17 protein-coding genes are annotated in these 17,308 nt (G+C 72.7%); 7 read left to right on the top strand and 10 right to left on the bottom strand.

Annotated features, from left to right (window positions below; all coding sequences use genetic code 11):
- Positions 1-101: 101 nt before the first annotated feature.
- The gene (locus ACIA8F_RS13155; RefSeq protein WP_399378398.1) at positions 102-617 is read left to right on the top strand and encodes a hypothetical protein; all 516 of its coding nucleotides are present in this window, start codon (positions 102-104) and stop codon (positions 615-617) included.
- Between the two features lie 108 nt (positions 618-725).
- Here the strand turns inward: ACIA8F_RS13155 and ACIA8F_RS13150 are convergent, their stop codons facing one another.
- The 7 genes from ACIA8F_RS13150 to ACIA8F_RS13120 all read right to left on the bottom strand — a co-directional run bounded on the left by ACIA8F_RS13150 (position 726) and on the right by ACIA8F_RS13120 (position 8,316).
- Positions 726-1,799 (bottom strand): ABC transporter permease, encoded by a 1,074-nt coding sequence (locus ACIA8F_RS13150; RefSeq protein ID WP_399378397.1) that lies wholly within the window; start codon positions 1,797-1,799, stop codon positions 726-728.
- Positions 1,796-3,487, bottom strand: coding sequence for a sugar ABC transporter ATP-binding protein (locus ACIA8F_RS13145; protein WP_399378396.1), 1,692 nt, complete (start codon positions 3,485-3,487; stop codon positions 1,796-1,798). Before ACIA8F_RS13145 ends, ACIA8F_RS13150 begins: the two co-directional genes overlap by 4 nt.
- Before the next feature lie 15 nt (positions 3,488-3,502).
- Positions 3,503-4,462: a sugar ABC transporter substrate-binding protein gene (locus ACIA8F_RS13140; protein ID WP_399378395.1), complete on the bottom strand. Its 960-nt coding sequence runs from the start codon at positions 4,460-4,462 to the stop codon at positions 3,503-3,505.
- Between the two features lie 98 nt (positions 4,463-4,560).
- Positions 4,561-4,950, bottom strand: a complete 390-nt coding sequence (rbsD, locus tag ACIA8F_RS13135; RefSeq protein ID WP_399378394.1) for a D-ribose pyranase — start codon at positions 4,948-4,950, stop codon at positions 4,561-4,563.
- On the bottom strand, positions 4,940-5,878 hold the full coding sequence (locus tag ACIA8F_RS13130) for a ribokinase (protein ID WP_399378393.1): 939 nt from the start codon (positions 5,876-5,878) through the stop codon (positions 4,940-4,942). Before ACIA8F_RS13130 ends, rbsD begins: the two co-directional genes overlap by 11 nt.
- Positions 5,871-6,977, bottom strand: coding sequence for a LacI family DNA-binding transcriptional regulator (locus ACIA8F_RS13125; protein WP_399378392.1), 1,107 nt, complete (start codon positions 6,975-6,977; stop codon positions 5,871-5,873). The genes ACIA8F_RS13130 and ACIA8F_RS13125 overlap by 8 nt, the downstream gene beginning before the upstream one ends.
- Positions 6,978-7,152: 175 nt before the next feature.
- Positions 7,153-8,316 carry a nucleoside hydrolase gene (locus tag ACIA8F_RS13120; RefSeq protein ID WP_399378391.1) on the bottom strand — a complete coding sequence of 388 codons (1,164 nt, stop codon included), beginning with the start codon at positions 8,314-8,316 and terminating at the stop codon, positions 7,153-7,155.
- Between the two features lie 411 nt (positions 8,317-8,727).
- Between ACIA8F_RS13120 and ACIA8F_RS13115 the strand changes: the two genes are divergently transcribed.
- Entirely contained in the window at positions 8,728-9,336 is a 609-nt protein-coding gene (locus ACIA8F_RS13115) for a hypothetical protein (RefSeq protein ID WP_399378390.1), read from the top strand.
- A 116-nt stretch (positions 9,337-9,452) separates the two neighbouring features.
- Here the strand turns inward: ACIA8F_RS13115 and ACIA8F_RS13110 are convergent, their stop codons facing one another.
- Positions 9,453-10,298, bottom strand: a complete 846-nt coding sequence (locus ACIA8F_RS13110; protein WP_399378389.1) for an alpha/beta fold hydrolase — start codon at positions 10,296-10,298, stop codon at positions 9,453-9,455.
- A gap of 65 nt (positions 10,299-10,363) precedes the next feature.
- On the opposite strand from ACIA8F_RS13110, the gene ACIA8F_RS13105 reads away from it, so the two are divergent.
- On the top strand, positions 10,364-10,825 hold the full coding sequence (locus ACIA8F_RS13105) for a MarR family winged helix-turn-helix transcriptional regulator (RefSeq protein ID WP_399378388.1): 462 nt from the start codon (positions 10,364-10,366) through the stop codon (positions 10,823-10,825).
- A 120-nt stretch (positions 10,826-10,945) separates the two neighbouring features.
- On the opposite strand, the gene ACIA8F_RS13100 is transcribed toward ACIA8F_RS13105, so the two are convergent.
- Positions 10,946-11,647: a TetR/AcrR family transcriptional regulator gene (locus tag ACIA8F_RS13100; RefSeq protein ID WP_399378387.1), complete on the bottom strand. Its 702-nt coding sequence runs from the start codon at positions 11,645-11,647 to the stop codon at positions 10,946-10,948.
- Between the two features lie 55 nt (positions 11,648-11,702).
- On the opposite strand from ACIA8F_RS13100, the gene ACIA8F_RS13095 reads away from it, so the two are divergent.
- From ACIA8F_RS13095 to ACIA8F_RS13080, 4 genes are all read left to right on the top strand, one after another.
- A complete protein-coding gene (locus tag ACIA8F_RS13095; protein ID WP_399378386.1) occupies positions 11,703-12,608 on the top strand; it encodes an SDR family NAD(P)-dependent oxidoreductase in 906 nt (301 codons plus the stop codon).
- Between the two features lie 15 nt (positions 12,609-12,623).
- Complete coding sequence (locus tag ACIA8F_RS13090) at positions 12,624-13,226, top strand: SpoIIE family protein phosphatase (RefSeq protein ID WP_399378385.1); 603 nt, start codon at positions 12,624-12,626, stop codon at positions 13,224-13,226.
- Positions 13,227-13,988: 762 nt separating this feature from the next.
- Entirely contained in the window at positions 13,989-15,614 is a 1,626-nt protein-coding gene (locus tag ACIA8F_RS13085; protein WP_399378384.1) for an IPT/TIG domain-containing protein, read from the top strand.
- A 120-nt stretch (positions 15,615-15,734) separates the two neighbouring features.
- Positions 15,735-16,694 (top strand): virginiamycin B lyase, encoded by a 960-nt coding sequence (locus tag ACIA8F_RS13080; protein WP_399378383.1) that lies wholly within the window; start codon positions 15,735-15,737, stop codon positions 16,692-16,694.
- Between the two features lie 168 nt (positions 16,695-16,862).
- Here the strand turns inward: ACIA8F_RS13080 and ACIA8F_RS13075 are convergent, their stop codons facing one another.
- Positions 16,863-17,162, bottom strand: a complete 300-nt coding sequence (locus ACIA8F_RS13075) for a ubiquitin-like protein (protein ID WP_399378382.1) — start codon at positions 17,160-17,162, stop codon at positions 16,863-16,865.
- Positions 17,163-17,308: the final 146 nt, after the last annotated feature.

The following is a 17,308-nucleotide window of genomic DNA, read 5'->3' as shown; positions in this document are numbered from 1 at the left end:
ACGCCCCCTACGCCGGCCTGTCCGCCGCAGGCGCTGCGCTCCGTCTCCGCCCGCCGGCCACGAATCCCCGCACAGGGCCGCTGACCTGCGCGATCGTCCGCGTGGAGCGCCATGACGGGGCGCGTCGTTCCTCCCCTGCCTCGGCACTGGGCTCGTACCGGGCGGCTCTGCCCGGGAGCCGGCTGGAGGCGTGGGAGACGGCGGTCGGGCCGGACGGTGCCGACCTCGCGCTGGTACGGGCGAAGGCCGTGGTCAACCTGGCCCGGCACCAACGCGGAGGCGGCTGGGCGAAGGACACCGGCCATGAACAGTTCGCCGGTTTCCACGCCACGCCGGCCCGGGCCCCGCAGGAGAACGCGCGTGCGGCCGAGCTGAACCCCGACGACCCCTCGCCCCATGTCAACGAGATCTTCGCCGTGCTCGTCCTGGGCTGCTCCGACGAGGCCGTGCAGCAGATCTGGAAGGAGATCATCACCCGGGACCCGCACCACTACGGCGCCCACCACGCGGCACTGCAGTACTGGTGCGCGAAGTGGCGCGGCTCGGAGGAACGGGCCAGGGCGGCGGCGTACTGCCAGCGGAGGCACCGCGCCGCCCACCGAGCCCGCCAACGCTGAGGACTCGCGCGGCCGGACCGACCGAACCGCTGTGGGCGAGCGGGCCTGCGTGACGGAGTCCGCCCCGACGGTCGATCGACAGGATGCCGCCCAGGACGGGCCCCGGGCTCAGGCCGCGGCCCGGTCGTCGATTCGGGCTACCGGCAGGCGGTTGGCCAGACGGCCGCGGTAGTGGTCGACGACCACCGCGACCACGATCACCGCTCCGGTGATGATCTGCCGCTGGAAGTCCGAAACCCCCATCAGCAGGAGTCCGTTGGTGAGCACCCCGAGCAGGCACGCCCCCAACAGGGTGCCCACCATCGAGCCCTTGCCGCCCGACAGCGAGGCCCCGCCGATCACCACCGCCGCGATGGCGCTCAGCTCGTAGCCGCTGCCGATGATCGGGCTCGCGATGGACAGCCGCGCCATGTAGGTGACCGCCGCGATCCCGACCGCGAAGCCGGCGATCACGTACACCACCACCTTCACGAGGCCGGTCCGGTGCCCGGAGAGCCGCACGGCCTCCTCGTTGCCGCCGATCGCGAAGACCAGCCGCCCGAACACGGTCCGGGTGAGCACCAGGTGACCCACCAGCACCATCAGGAGGGCGATCCAGAACAGCGCGGGCACACCCAGCAGGGTCGAGGTGCCGAAGCGGGTGAAGCCGGGCGGGAAGTCGTAGAGGGTCTTGGCGTCGGTGAACTCAAGGGCCGCGCCCCGGGCCATGTTGAGCATGCCCAAGGTCACGATGAACGACGGAACCCGCCAGCGCTCCGAGACGAAGCCGTTCACCAGCCCGCACAGCATCCCCGTCCCGGCCGCGACGAGTACCGCCAGCGGCACGGCGATCGCTGCGGGGAATCCGCCCGAGGTCAGCACCTCGCCGGCGACCACGGCCGCCAGCGCCATCACGGCGCCCACCGAGAGGTCGATGCCGCCGACCAGGATCACGAAGGTCATCCCGACCGCGAGCATCGTGTTGAGGGTGATCTCCGTAGCGATGTTGGTCAGGTTCGCGCTGGTCGCGAACTTCGGCGCGACCAGCGCGAACACGGTCACAAGGGCCAGCAGTGCGATGCCGATGCCGGCCTCTCCCATCACCTGGCGGGCGAGTGAGGAGCCGGTGGGCGAACGGCGGCCGGCGGCCGGCCCCGTCCGCGCGGGAGCCGTGGACGGGGACTGGGTCGTCGAGGCGGTCACGGGGTGTCACCTTTCTGTGCGGGTGCGGGTGCGGGTGCGGGTGTAGGCGTAGGTGTAGGCGGCGTAGGTGTGGATCTGGTCCCAGACGCGGTATCGGGTCCGGTCCCGGGTGGGTGCTCGGTCCGCCCTTGTGTCGCGGTGTCGGTGTAGCCGGAGTAGGCCAGGGCGAGGATGTGCGAGCTGTCGAAGTCGGCCCGGGCGACCTCTCCGGCCAGGCCTCCGCGCGAGAACACGAGGATCCGGTCGCAGATGCCGATCAGTTCGGGCAGGTCGGAGGAGACCACCAGCAGTGCGCGCCCCTCGGCGGCCAGGTCGATGAGCTGCTGGTGGATCTCGTAGCGGGCGCCGACGTCGATGCCCCGGGTCGGTTCGTCGACCATGAGCACGTCGGCCCCGGCGAGGAGCCAGCGGGCGAGCACCACCTTCTGCTGGTTGCCGCCGGAGAGGGTGCGTACGGGAGTACGGATCCCCGGGGTCCGCACGGCCAGGGACTCCACCGCCTCCCGCGCCAGCCGGTCCTCCTCGGCCCGTCGCAGCAGGCCGCCCCGCGACACCTTGGCGGTCGCGGCGAGGGTCACGTTCGCCGCGAGGGGCATGTCCAGGACCAGGCCCTGCTCCTTGCGGTCCTCGGTGAGCAGCCCGAGTCCCTGGCGCACCGCGTCCCGGGGGCTGTGAATGCGTACCTCCCGGCCCCGGAGCAGGACCCGGCCGCCCACCGCCCGGTCGGCGCCGAAGAGAGCGCGGACCGTCTCCGTGCGCCCCGACCCCACGAGCCCGGCCACGCCCACGACCTCGCCCGCGCGCAGCGCGAAGGAAGCGGGCCGTCCTCCGGGTGCGGTGAGCCCCTCGGCCCGCAGCAGTTCGGGGCCCGGCTCGCGGGGCACGTGGGGTGGGTAGGCGGCCTCCATGTCGCGGCCGACCATGAGCCGGATCACCTCGGCGGTGTCCGTGTCGGCGGGCTCCTTGGTGACCACGTTGCGGCCGCCCCTGAACACCGTCAGCCGGTCGGAGATCTCGAACACCTCCTCCAGGTGGTGGGAGATGTAGAGGACGGCCGTACCGCGCGCGGTGAGCCGGCGCAGCAGGGTGAAGAGCCTTTCGGTCTCGCGCGGGGTGAGGGTGGCGGTCGGTTCGTCCATCACCAGCACCCGGCAGTCCTGCCACAGGGTGCGGGCGATCTCCAGCAGTTGCATCTGCGCGATCCCCAGGCGTTCCACGGGGGTGCCGGGGGCCACGTCCAGTCCTACCTCGTCGAGGAGTTCACCGGCCCGGCGGTGCAGGGTGCGCCGGTCGACGAGGCCGAAGCGTCGCGGCAGCCGCTGGAAGAAGAGGTTCTCGGCGACGGTCAGGTTCGGCAGCAGGTTCAGCTCCTGGTGCACCACCTGGACGCCCGCGCGCATCGCGTCGGCCGTGCAGGTGGGGGCGTACGGGCGGCCCTCCAGGAGCATGGCGCCCTCGTCCAGGGCCTGGACGCCGCCGAGGATCCGCACCAGGGTGGACTTGCCGGCGCCGTTCTCCCCGAGGAGGGCGTGTACCTCGCCGGGGTGCAGCGTGAGGTCCACCCCGGCGAGGGCGGTGACTCCGGGGAAGCGTTTGGTGATGCCGCGGGCCTCGAAGACGGGGTCTTCCTCGGCGTACGGGGTCTCTGCCGGGATGCCGGCCGGACGCGGTTGCGGTCGGGGGTTCACGGGACGGGTCACCGCTCAGCCCAGGTCTGCGGCGGTGACGAGGGTGAGCTTCGTCTTGACCCAGCCCTGAGGCTGTTCGCCCTTGACGGCCTTCATCGCCTCGTCGATGCCGTTCGCCGCCTGCTGGGCCCCGTACTGGTCCACGGTGGCCACCACGGAGCCGTCCTTCACGTACGGACGGATCGCCTCGATGTTGTCGAAGGAGGCGATCTTGACCTTGCTCTGCTTGGCCTGGACGGCCTTCACCGCGCCGAGGGCCATCGAGTCGTTCGAGGCGAGCACGCCCTGGATCTCGGGGTGGGTGGTGAGCCAGTTCCCGACCACGGTGTAGGCCTCGTCGGTCTCCCAGTGCGCCGTCTTGGAGTCCACGACCGTGAGGCCGGCGGCCCGGGCCGCGGCCTCGAATCCGGCCTTGCGCTGCTGGGCGTTGGCCGCGCCCGGGTTGCCCTCCAGGATGACCACCTTGGCCCCCTGGCCGAGCGACTTGCCGAGCGCCTCGCCGGAGAGACGGGCGCCCTCGGTGTTGTCCGGGCCCACGAAGGGGATGTCGAGGCCCGCCGCCTTCAGGGCGCCGTCGTCGAGCTTCACGTCGATGTTGACGACCTTGATCCCGGCCTTGACGGCCCGCCCGAGGGGGGCGACCAGGGCGCGGGAATCGGCCGGGGCCACCACGATGGCCTGGGCCTGCGCGGTGATGCAGCTGTTGACGGCGGCGACCTGTCCGTCGATGTCCGTCTCGTTCTGGATGCCGCTGGCCTTCAGGACCAGGTCGCCGCGCTGGGCTACGTGTTCCTCGGCGCCCTTCTGCATGGCCTGGAAGTACTCGTTGCCGAGCGACTTCATCACCAGGCAGACGGTGGGGCGGCCGCCGCCGGAGGCCTTGGCGCCGGATCCGGCACTCGGCTGGGCCCCGCCGTCGCCTTCCTGGCCGCAGGCGGTGAGGGCGGAGGTCAGGACGAGGGCAGTCGCGGTCATCTGGAACATTCTGTTCCGGTTGATGTTCATGAGGTCTCCCAGAAGGGTTGGAAGGGAAGGTTCGAAAGGGGTTTCTGCGAGGGGGGATTCAGGGGGATTCAGAAGGGAACGCCGGCGTGGAGCACGACGTTCGCGTAGGGGGTTGTTTCCCCGGTCCGGACCACCGCCCGGGCCCGACCGGTCAGTTCCTTGAGTCGTGCGTGCGGCACCCGGTCCACCGGCAGGCCCGCCAGCTCGCGGCCGAACACCGCCAGCAGCTCCGGAGCGCGGGCCTCTTCGGCCACCGTCGCGCGCTCGGCGACCAGCTCGCCCAGTACCGTCGCCAGCACCGGCCCGAGCGGCGGATCTCCTCGCCGCCAGACCAGGTCGACGCACTCCACCCCGGCCGGTACGGGCAGCCCCGGATCGGCGATGACCAGCAGGTCGCCGTGCCCGAGGCCGGTGATCAGATGCAGGAGTCGCGGATTCCACAGACCCTCAGCGCGCATGGACGGCCTCCAGCAGCTCCTCCACCTCGGCGCGGGTCGGCAGCCCCGCCTGCGCCCCCGGCCTGGTCGTGGCCAGGGATCCCGCGGCGCAGGACCGGCGCAGGGCCTGCGGGAGCGGGATTCCCGCGCCCAGGGCCAGGGCCAGCTGCGCGCAGAAGGCGTCACCGGCGCCCACGGTGTCCACGGCGTCCGCCGGGAAGCCTGGCTCGGACACCGTTCCCAGCGGTCCGGCGGCCACCGCGCCCGCCGCCCCCAGGGTGATGACCACGACCCCGGGCCCCAGCTCGCGCAGCCGCCGGGCGTGCGCGGCCCAGTCCGGGCCGGGGTCACAGGACAGCAGTCCCGCAGCCTCCGTCTCGTTGACCACCAGCACGTCCACCGCCCCGAGCAGCGCCTCCGGCAGCGGTACGGGGGGCAGCGGGGCCGCGTTCAGTACGGTGAGGGCGCCCGTGGCCCGCGCGGCCCGGGCCGCGGCGAGCACCGTCTCCACCGGCACCTCCAGCTGGAGCAGCAGGGTCTCGCCGGGTCCGGCCGGCGCGGTTGCCCCGTACAGCAGCTCCAGCGCGGCGGGGTCGAGGCGCCGGTTGGCCCCCGGGGACAGGGTGATGGTGTTCTCCCCGTCGCGCTGGACCACGATCAGCGCCAGCCCCGTCGACGCGCCGGGCAACAGGGCCACGCCCCGCACGTCGACTCCCTCCTCGGCCAGCCGGACCCGCAGCTCCCCGCCGAGGGTGTCCTCGCCGAGCAGGCCGGTCATCCGGACTTCGCCGCCGAGCCGGGCCGCGGCCACGGCCTGGTTGGCGCCCTTGCCCCCCGCGCCGCGCACCACGTCGGCGCCCGACACCGTCTCTCCCGGGCTGGGCAGCCGGGGCACGGTGACCGACAGGTCCATGTTCAGGCTGCCGATCACCACCAGTCGTTCACTCATTGCCGGGGTACTCCTCCGTCGAGCTCGTCGGGGCGGCGTGTTCGCCGCCCTCGGGGTCGGGGCACCCGCAGGAGCCCCGGGCCAGCAGGGACATCGGCAGGACATCCCGGGTGGGCGGCAGGTCCGGCTCCTTCATCCGCCCGAGCAGCCGTTGTACGGCGGTGCGCGCGAGGGCGTCGAAGGGCTGGCGCATCGTCGACAGGGCCGGGGTCGTGTACGCCCCGGCGGCGATCCCGTCGAAGGAGACCAGGGCGAGGTCGTCCGGGACCCGGATGCCCAGCTCCGTCGCCGCGCGCAGCACCCCGAAGGCCTGCTCGTCGGAGGTGACGAACAGCGCGTCCACCGAACGGTCCACGGACAGCAGCGCCCGCCCCGACCGGTAGCCGTCGAGCCGCCCGAACTGCCCGTGCAGCAGCGGGGCCGCCCCGGGGCACGCCTCCCATCCGGTGGTCCCGCCCGAACCGGAGCCCGCCCGCATCCCGGCAGCCTCCAGCGCACCGCGCCAGCCGACGACCCGGTCCACGGTGGGATGGATGCCGACCGGGCCCGCGATGCACCCGACCCGGCGGCGGCCGTGGGCGAGCAGGTGCTCCGTGGCGGCCCGCGCCCCGCCGACGTTGTCCACCACCACGTGGGAGGCGGCCACGCCGGTCAGTTCGCGGTCGAAGACGATGCTGGGCACCGCAGCCCGCGCCAGCTCGGCCCGCCAGGGCCGGGCGCCCTGGGACGGGATCAGCACCAGCCCGTCGACCTGCCGGTCGACGAAGGTCCTGATGTAGCCGGCCTCACGGCCCGGATCGTCGACGGTGTTGCCGACGAGCAGGGTGTATCCGGCCGCCCAGGCGTGGTCCTCCAGCGAGCGGGCCAGCTCCGCGAAGAACGGGTTCGCCGCGTCGGGGACCACCAGCCCCAGGGTCATCGTCTGGCTCATCCGCAGGGACCGGGCCACCGCGTTGGGCCGGTAGTCCAGTTCCCGTACGGCGGCCAGCACCCGTTCCTTGGTGGCGGGCGCCACCGAACGGGGCCCGTTGTTGAGTACGTAGCTGACCACCGCGGGCGAAGTGCCCGCGAGCCGTGCCACGTCCTGCCGAGTCGCCATGCTCAGAAACCCCCTGGAAGTGGGCGGACGCCGCTCCGCCCCGCTGCCGTGCGCGGCCGTGAACCCTGCCGCAACACGAGTTGGCAACTCGTGTTGCGCGGAGTATGGGAAGCAACCGGAGCAACCACAAGACCCCGGGAGGTCCCGGATCCGCGCACGGGTGACACGTTTCAGCTCAGGGGCGGCGCAACAGGCCCGTGTAGAGCGGCCAGAAGCGCCCGGCATCGATCCGGGTGACCACGGTGGCCTTGCGGGTCCCCACCGGATTGCGCGGGGCCGCGAACTCGTCCAGCCGGTATCCGATCGACCGCCCGTAGTCCGGCCCGAAGGTGGCGTCCACGTCCACGTACCGCTCCTCAGGTCCGACGGCGAGCGACGGGTCCAGCAGCACGGCCGCCGTCAGGGCGTCCCACACGTAGGTGAAATGGGCCGGGTCCTTGGCGAACTCCGGTCCCTGGAGGTCCTTGAACATCCGCGTCACCGGGGTCGAGGGGCCCGCGACGACGGCTTCGTACTCCTTGCGCGTGTACTTCACCCCCACGGCCGCGTCGTCCGGCAGTACGGTCTGCTTCGCGAAGGGGGTGCGCACGGCGATCCGGGCGGCCTCCGGGTCGAACCACCAGTTGAACTCGGCGGCCGGGGTGATGTTGCCGGGCTTGTCGAAGGCCCCGCCCATGTAGATGACCTCCTTGAGGAGCGGGACGATCTCCGGGTGACTGCGCACGGCCAGCGCGAGGTTGGTGGCCGGCCCGGCCTCGATGAAGGTGATCTGGTGCGGGTGCTTCCTGACCTGCTCGACGATGAACTCGACCGCCGTGGCCCGTACCGGCCGGGTGCGGGGATAGCCGCCGTACGGGGGCTTCGCGAGCCGGTCGTAGGAGGGCGGGCGCGGGGACTCGAAGGCCCCTGTCCACGGGGCGGTCCCGTAGAGGGCGTTCTCGGCGGTCAAGCGCTCCTGACGGCCGGGCATCAGGGGCTCACCCGCTCCGGCGGCCACCGGGACCTCGGGACGGCCCGCGATCTCCAGCTGGCGCAGCGCGTAGGCGGTGCCCTCCTCGACCCACGTGTTGCCTGACACCACGGTGACACCGAGCAGGTCGATCCGGGGCGACTTGGCCAGCATGAACATCGTGACGGCGTCGTCGTTCAGCTCGCCCATGTCGGCGTCGAGGATCACTTTGCGGGCACCTGAGGCGGGAGCGGACGCGACGGGAAGCAGGGCGGCGGGCACGGCGGAAGGAGCCGAGGGCTCCGGACCGGCGGCGGCCGAGGAGGCGGTGATGGCGGGAACCGCCAGAACGGCGGCGAGCAGGGACGAGAGCATGGCGCTTCTGCGCACGGAGACCTCCACGAAGCGGGGCGGTGGGCCGCGCGAGTATCGGGAGCAACCCGGTCAACGGCAAGGGGTTGAGAGCGGCGAGGGGTTGAGAACGGCGAGGGGTTGAGAACAGCAAGGGGTCGAGAGGTGACGTGCCGATCACGGCAGGTCGCATCGCTCGGCACCGTCCCCCGGCGGATGTGCTCGGAGGAGGGTTTCCCGCCGCCGAACCGGGCCAAGGGCGACCATGGCCCCGAGGAGTGGCCGCCGCATGCGAAGACGTAACCGGCCCGGACGGTACGGCTTCGGTGCGGATCCATGCCACCACTTCGTGAAAACCCGTCTGCCCGTCGGCCTGGCTGCGGCATCGTCGTGTTCAGGCGGCCCCGCACCGCGGGCCGCCTGAACACGGGGCAGCAGAGGGGCGGGGCCGTGGTGAGTAGGCGCGAGACGTGGACGACGGAGGAGTTCGGGACCTCCCACACGGGCGCGGTCGAGGCTGTCCTCGCTGATGGAACCGTCCCGGCCCCGGTGTACTTCGACAGCGGCTCGGGCGGGGGAGGGGACCCGGTGTCGCAGTGGAGCGTCTACGACGGCCACTGGCCCCACATCCCGAAAGCGGCCGCGCTGCGTGCGGTGTGCTCCTGTGGCTGGACGGGCCCCGAACACCGTCTGGACTGGGCGGCGATCGGGGACCAGGACCTTGAGGAGGGCGGGGGAGAGCAGGCGGACGCGGGCGAACGCGACTGGGACGGGCACACGGCCCAGGTCGAGACGACGGCGGTCCCCCTGCCGGAGACCGTCACCACGCTGCTGGAGCGACTGGAGGAGGAGATCGGCAAGCTGACGAAGAGCTCCCCGGTCGCGGGCGTGCGGGCGGCCCGCCGCCTGGAGGTCGTCGCGGAGCGGGTCGGGTACTGGGCGGCCCGGGACACCGCCGCGGACCTGGACACCGCGCAGGCCGCCGTGCACCTGGGCCTCAACGAGGACGCCGCGCGCAAACTGATGGCCCGCTTCGGCCGGTGGAGCCCCTACCGCTGACCCGGACGGGCCGCTCGTCCCGGCAGACGGTGCACATCACGCAGGAAGGCGGCCCCTACACGTCGAGGACTGCCCTCCCCACGAAGACGTTCGTTGTCTCACCCGCCCCACCCCCCTTACAGCCGGCGGGTGATCTCCCCGGCGGCCGTCAGCGGCAGCGCATGGTGCCCGACGCCCGGTAGTACCTCGACGCGCGCACCCGGCAGTGCCGCGCGGGCGGCCCGGGCCGCCCGGACGGCGTCGTGACAGCGGGCGCGCTCCGCGAACAGAACGTCGACGCGCATGCCCGGCGTCGTCGCGAGCGCGGCCAGGTCCGGGCGCGGTCCGGTGACCGGGCGGAGGGCGGGGAAGCGTGCGCTCTCGTCCTGCAACCGCAGCCAGGCCGGGTCAAGAGCGGCCCCGCGGGTCTCCCAGTCGAGGAATGAGCGGAGCCGCTCCGGGGTGGGCCGCACCAGCACGGGCAGTGCGCGCAGCACGTACCCGGGGCGGAGCCCGGCGAAGACCTGGGTGGGGTCGATCAGCACGAGGCGGTCGAGCCGGGCCGCGCTCCTGGCGGCGTAGTGGGCGGCGATCCAGGCCCCGTACGAATGGCCGCCGAGAGTCAGCGGTCCCTGCGCGCCGAGCCCGTCAAGGACCGCGTCGAGCCAGCCGACCAGGTCCGTCACGGACCGGATGGCCCGCCCGGGCGCCGGGACGCTGAGCCCGGGGTCGCCCACCAGATCCAGGGCGTGCACCCGGTGCGTGCGGGCGGCCCCGGCGGCGACGGCGCCCCACACGAGGGAGGTGGCTCCGCCGCCCGGCAGCAGTACCAGCGGCGGGGCGTCGGCCGGGCCGCAGCTGTTGACGCGGGTGATCCCGTACGGGGTGGGCAGGTCGACGGCCTCGACGGGCCCGGGCCACTCGCCGAGCGCAGCGTCGTAGGCGGCGCGGAAGGAGCGTGTCCGGAACACGGCGGATGACATGGCGGGGCTCCGATGCTTCGATCGGCGATAATCTCGCTCAGCGAGATATCATAGGCGGAGGCGATGTGGACGACAACCAGGAACCCGACAACCTGCAGCTGGTGCACCTCCTGCGGGCGGTGACCGTCGAGTTCGGCCTGCGCCAGGCGGAGTTCGCCGCCCGCAACGGGATGCACGCCACCGACGTACGGGCCCTCATCTGCCTGCTCGACGCGGCCCGCGCGGACGAGCCGGCCACAGCCGGCCTCCTGGGCGCCCGGCTGGGCCTCAACTCGGCCGGCACCACCGCCGTGATCGACCGGCTGGAGCGGCTCGGCCACGTGGAGCGGATCCGCGACGAGCGCGACCGACGGCGGATTCTGCTGCGCGTGGAGCCGGCCGCGATGCGGCTGGGCCGGGAGTTCTTCGGCCCGCTGATCGACGGGGTGCTCCACGTGCTCGACGACCTCGCGCCCGCCGAACAAGACACCGTCCGCCGCTTCCTGACGGCCACGCACGCCGTCTTCGCGGACCGTCCGGGTCATTGATCGTGGCAAGGCCGCGCCGCTGTTTGAGCTGGGTGGTGCAGCGCTCGACGGTGTTCCGCTGTTCGTAGGCATCGGGGTGGAAGGCCGGCGGCCTGCCGCCCCGGCTGCCGAAGAGACGGTCTAGCGGGCCCTCTCCCCGCGCTCCCCGTCCCCGCGGTCTCCGTCCCCGCGTTCTCCGCGTTCTCCGTCTTCGGCGACCATCCGGACGAGGGTGTCGACCAGGTCGTCGGAGGTGGCGCTCAGCCCGCCGGCTCCGAGGTGCCCGCTGAGCTCCATCTCCGCGATGCCGTGCGCGCCGGCCAGCAGCAGGGCGCCGTAGTGCCGTGCGTTCCGCTTCCCCACCAGGCCGGTGACCACGGCCTGGAATTCGTCCTGGAAGCGTCCGGCCGCCCGCATGCGGTCCGCGACCTCGTCCTCCGCCGGGGCGCACAGCTGCCGCCGGACGCGGTCGAGCCCCTCCGCCTGCTCCTCCGGACGGTGTCCGGGCCGCCGGAACAGCATCTGGTAGAGGTGCGGCCGGTCCCGGCCGACGCCGATCAGGGTGTGCAGGGTGCCGCGCAGCCTCTCGGCGGGCGCCAGTGCCGGATCGGTCCGCAGCGCGTGGACCCGGTCGGCGATCTCCTCCCAGCTCCCCGTCGCGACGGCGGTCAGCAGGCTGTCCTTGCCGGTGAAGTGCCGGTACGGCGCTCCTCGGCTGACCCCGGCCCGCGCCCCCACCTCGCGCAGGGTGACAGCTTCGGGTCCGCCGAGGTCGAGGAGCTCGGCGGCCGCGTCGAGCAGGGCGCGGCGGGTGAGGGCGGCGGATTCCGCACGGGTGACCATGGTGCCGATCCTACAACCAGTTGACGTTGTCATCTGAGCTGCTAGCGTAAGTGAGGTGACAACGTCATCTGAAACTCAGAAGCTGATCGTCGTGACCGGAGCCTCCACGGGCATGGGCGCCTCGGCCGCCCGCGAACTGGCGCGCCGGGGATTCCACGTCCTGGCCGGCGTCCGGCGCGACCGCGACGCCGACGCCCTCCGCGCCATCGGTATCGAGCCGGTCATCCTCGACATCACCCGGTCCGAACACATCTGGGCGCTGGGCGCCCGGATCGCCGAGGACCGGCGGCCGCTGCACGCACTCGTCAACAACGCCGGCATCCAGCTCAACGCCCCGGTGGAAACCTTGCCGTTGGCGGAGTGGCGGAAGGTGTTCGAGGTCAACCTGTTCGGCCACATCGCCGTCACCCAGACACTGCTGCCGGTGCTGCTGCGCGACAAGGGCCGTGTGGTCAACATCAGTTCGGTCGGCGGCCGGTTCGCCATGGCCACGTACGGGGCGTACGCGGGCTCGAAGTTCGCCCTGGAGGCGGTCAGCGACTCGCTCCGCCGGGAGGTCGGCCCGCTGGGCGTGCAGGTGGTCGTGGTGGAGCCCGGCGGCGTCCGCACGGAGATGGCCGACCGCGGGATCGCGACCGCGAACCGGCTGGCCGCCGGGATGACCCCGGAGCAGGACGCGCGCTACGGCGACCTGGTCCGGGCGAACAACGCACTCATGGCCGCCGGCACCGCCGCGGGCCTGACCGCCGACGCCGCCGCGCAGGTCATCGCGAAGGCGGTGACCGCCCGCCGGCCCCGCACCCGCTACACCGCCGGCCGGGACGCCGCCCTGATCATGCGCCTGGGCCGACTGCTGCCCGACCGCGCGGTGGACCGCGTACTGGCGGCGAACCTGCGCCGCCAACGCCCGACGGAATCCCCCGAGCCCACCGAGTCCACGGGGATCACCCAGGCCGCCTAGGCCGCCTCTTTCGACATGAGCGACTTCCTGCCCCAGCTCGGTGGACGCGGAGATCATCCTCAGCCCCCCGGCATGGGCCCGGTCCGGCGCCGAGTTCATCGCCGCGACGGGCGGGGACCTCGGCGCCTGGCGCTGGTCGCCACCGCCTACGTGTCCCTTGCGGCGGCGTACGCGGCACGATCCCGGCGGAAGACCGAGAGCCGCCTGCTGGACGTCGAGGAAGTCGCCAAGACGCTGGAGGACGTACTGTTCGTCCCCCTGCCATCGGTGATCGGACCGGTCCGCCTGGGAGCCTCCTACGCCTCCGTGAGCCGTGCAACCCGTGTCGGGGGAGACCTGTACGAGGCCGTATCTCCCCCCTACGGCGTGCGCCTCGTCATCGCCGACGTCCAGGGCAAGGGTCTGCAGACCGTCCGCTGCGCGGCAGTGGTGCCGGCCGCGTTCCGCGAGGCAGGCCACGAGATCGAAGGCCTGGCAGACGTCGGCCTCCGCATCGAGGCCGCACTGGACCGCCGAACGGACGGCCGGCGGTTCGTCACGGGCATCCTCGCCCAGATCGGCCCGGCGGGACACCTCCTCATGCGGCCCGCGACGGTCAAGGGCGGTTCTATCCCGTGAGCGAGCGAGTGGGGCCGCTGTTGAGGGGCGGCAGTCCGCAAGAAGCCCTCGCCCGGCTGCGCGCCGATGTCGCGGACTTCACCGGCGCCGCGCCCGATGACGACTCCGCCCCTCTCCTCGTGGAGGACATGAGGGCAACGGCCGATGTCATGTGGGTGGCAGCGTGTCCGCGAAGGCCGCTGCCGTCGTGGTCCAGTGGTCCGGCACGGGTTCCTGCGCCAGAGCCGGGCTCACCATCACCCAGCCACGCATCGGGCGGCCGGTGAAGGTCCTCCCTGACCGGCCGGTCTCGGCCAACTGTGGATATTTATGGAGGTTCTGGTTGGTGGCCGGCTGGTCGCTGCGACGATAGCCGCAGGAGTTCCTCCGGTCCGGGCTGTGTGCGGTGGGGTGGGCTGCAGGCTGTCGCGGTCTGGGTTCGTGCCGTGGTGGTGCGCCAAGGGACAGGCCCGCCGGCGGCTGCCGCAGTCGGCCGCGAGGGGGCTGGTCCTGTGTGACCGCACCGCTGCCGGTTCCCGGGGGCCTCCGGTTCCCGCCGTGGTGGTGTGTGACCGGAGGGGGACTTCGATGTATGCGACTACTGCGTCAAGCGGGCCGCTTGCCCGCTGGCGCCACCGCTTGTTGGCGGTTGCCGCGTCGTCCGCGCTCGCCGCGGGCGGCCTGACCGCCCTGGCGGCTCCGGCGTCGGCGGCTGGTTCGTGTGGGGCCCCGGTCGTGGCCGGTGCGATCGCCACGGTCACCTGCACGGGTGGTGCAGGCACCGTGACGTTCCTCGCCGGTGTCACGACGACCGACGTCACGCTCCTCGGCGCGGGCGGCGGGGCCAACTCAGCCGGTACCCCCGGCGGCAAGGGTGCCCAGCTGACGGCGACCCTGCCCCTGACACCGGGACAGGCCCTTGCCGTGGCGGCCGGACCCAAGGGCAGCGACGGCACCGGCACCGACGTGAACAAGTTCGGCAGGGGCGGCGAGCTCGTCGCGGTCACCACCGACACCGGCACACCGTTGCTGACCGCCGGATCCGGTGGCGGCGCCGGAAGCTGGGGCGGCAGCACGCTGAACGCGGGCGGCCCGGGCGGCGACAGCGCCGGCCCGGGCACCGCGGGCGCGGACGTGAGCCCGTCCACCGGCGGCGGAGGCGGCGGCGCCGCGACCGCCACCGGCGGGGGAACAGCCGGCCCGGGCGGAACGGGCGCGCAGCTCAACGGCCCGGCCGGGGAGCCGGGCGGCTTCCCGAACGCCCCGGTCACCGTGTCGAACTCGGGGAACTCGGGGCGCGGCGGGCAGGGCGGCGCGGGCTGGGGCGCCGGTGGCAGCGGCGGCAACGGCGGGTTCACCCGCCCGCCGCGCCCGGCCGCCGACCGGGTCGCCGGCGGGGGAGGCGGTGGTGGCGGCTCCAGCTACACCTCGCCCACGGCCACCGGGCCCGCCCTCACAGAGGGCTTCAACGCGGGCAACGGCTCGGTCGTCTTCGCCTACACCGTGGCGATCGCGCCGACGGTGACCGCGGTCAGTCCTGCCAGTGGCGTCACGGCCGGCGGCACGCTTGTGACGATCACCGGCACTGACTTCGCCGGCACCACGGCCGTCACCTTCGGCGGTATCCCGGCCCCCGGCGGCTTCTGCACGGCAACCTCCTGCACCGTGATCGCCCCTGCCGGGATGCCCGGCACGGTGGACGTCCAGGTGACCGCCGCGGGCGGCACCTCCGCGACCGGCCCCGCGGACCAGTACACGTACATCGCGCCGCCCGTGGTGACCTCGGTCAGCCCCGCCAGCGGCCCGCCCGCCGGCGGCAACCGCGTCACCATCACCGGCACCGCCCTTAACGGCGCGACCGCCGTCACCTTCGGCGCCAACCCCGCGACCGGCGTCTCCTGCACCGCGACCACCTGCACCGCCACCGCCCCGCCCGGGATGGCCGGCCCGGTGGACGTCCAGGTCACCACCCCCGGCGGCACCTCGGCCACGAGTCCGGCCGGCCAGTACACGTACGCGGCCGCCGACATCGCCGTCAACGTCACCGCGCAGCCCCACCTGGGCATCCTGGTGCCCTACCTCACCTACACCCTCACCGCCCACAACACCGGCCCCAGCCCGGTCGGTTCCGCCACCCTGACCGCCAGCCTCCCGGCCGGCGCCACCGCCACCAACCTGTCCACCGGCTGCACCACCGCCGGCTCCACGGTCACCTGCACCTACGCCGCCATCGCCAACGGGACCAGTGCCGACAAGACGTTCCGCATCCCTCTGTCGCTGCTTTCCCTGGGCCACGTCACCGTCACCGGGGTCCGCACCGCCTCCGCCCCCACCGACCCCAACCCGGCCAACGACACCGCCACCGCGACCTGCACCGTCATCTCCATCCTCCTGGCCACCTGCCCCTGACCCAACCCGCGGCATACGGGTGAACTGCGGATCTTGATCCGTTACGGGGGGTCTGGGTGCGGTCTGCTGGTGCCGGGTTCCGGGTCTCCGGGGCCCGGTACGAGCAGAAGAGGGACAGCCGTGAACGTGGCAACCATCATGCGTGGCAAGAAGCAGACCGTCGCATCGCTCGGAGCGGCGATGCTGTTGCTGTGCGCTTCACCCGCCACGGCGGCGGTGACGTTCACCGAGTACGCGGTGCCCAACACCGCGGACGCGATCACCAAGGGCCCCGACGGCAACTTCTGGTACACCGTCCCGGGCTCGGGAAGGATCGCGAAGGCGACCCCTGCGGGCGCGGTCACCGAGTATCAGGTGCCCACCGCCAATGCGGGCCTGACGTCGATCGCGGCCGGCTCGGACGGCAATGTCTGGTTCAGCGAGAACACCGGGCACAAGATCGGCAAGATCACCCCGTCCGGGGCCATCACCGAGTACACGCTGCCGACCGGGCCGAACTCCCCGGAGGTCAACAGCATCACCGCCGGCCCGGACGGCAACGTCTGGTTCATCGACGCCAGCAACTACAAGATCGGGAAGATCACCCCTGAGGGGGCGATCACCCAGTACCCGATCTCCTACTACCCGACGGAGATCACCGCGGGCGCGGACGGCAACCTGTGGTGGGTCGCCCCCAACAACGCCGGGATCATGAAGACCACCACCGCGGGCGTGACCACCAAGTACACGGTGCCGAACGTCACCTGGCAGTCCTACATGCAGTCGATCACCGCCGGCCCCGACGGCAACGTGTGGTTCACGGCGTACGGCGCGAACAAGGTCGGCAAGGTCACCCCGTCCGGGGCCATCACCCAGTACAACGTGGGCGGCCCGGCGGAGATCGCGGCCGGCCCGGACGGCAATGTCTGGTTCACCAAGAGCGGCAACAAGATCGGCAAGATCACCCCCGCCGGTACCGCCACCGAATACCCGGCACCCACCTCCGGCGCCAACCCCGCCCACCTCACCTCCGGCCCCGACAACAAGGTGTGGGTCACCTACTCCGGCGCCAAGAAGATCGCCGCCGTCACCACCAGCTGACCGTAGCTGACCGGGCTGGTACCGGTGACGACACCGGTACCAGGGCCGGCCGCGGGGAAGGCCCGAGACCGCGTCCTCTCCCTGACCCTCTCACCTGCCGTGATCCATCGTCCTTGACGCGAACCCGTGGCGGTCAAGAGTCCGGGGAGAGGGCTCGTGGCGGCTGGGTCAGCTTCCGGTCTGGTGGATCACCGCGTCGATGGTGTCGCCGGGAGCCAGGCCGAGTTCCTCGGCGCTCTGCTCGCCCTTGATGCGGTCGCCGTCGTAGAGGAAACGGATCGCGTCTGTCGGCTGGCCGATCTTCAGGCAGTAGGCGGACATGACCCTCTGCACCTGGGTCGTGGGCCTGATGCGGAAGGTCACCTCGCTGCCGTCCGCAGCCCGCACCCCGATCAGGAAACGGTCGTCCTCCTCGGCGCTCTCGGCGCTTGCCTCGGTCGCTTCGGTCGTCGTGTCGTCGCTCGTCACGGCATTCCCCTCCTGGCTGCTCCGCCCGCGCATTGCGGATGCTCGTCACCTATCCGGCCCGGCGGGCCTGTGCTGTTCCTCCGGTGCCCAGCCGCAGACGGTCCACACCGGACGAGCCGCCCTTGCCCCGGACACCGGTGCGCCTG

The sequence above is a fragment of the Streptomyces sp. NPDC051563 genome (assembly GCF_044454225.1).
GTDB lineage: Bacteria > Actinomycetota > Actinomycetes > Streptomycetales > Streptomycetaceae > Streptomyces.
This window is presented reverse-complemented; position numbering and strand designations above follow the sequence as displayed.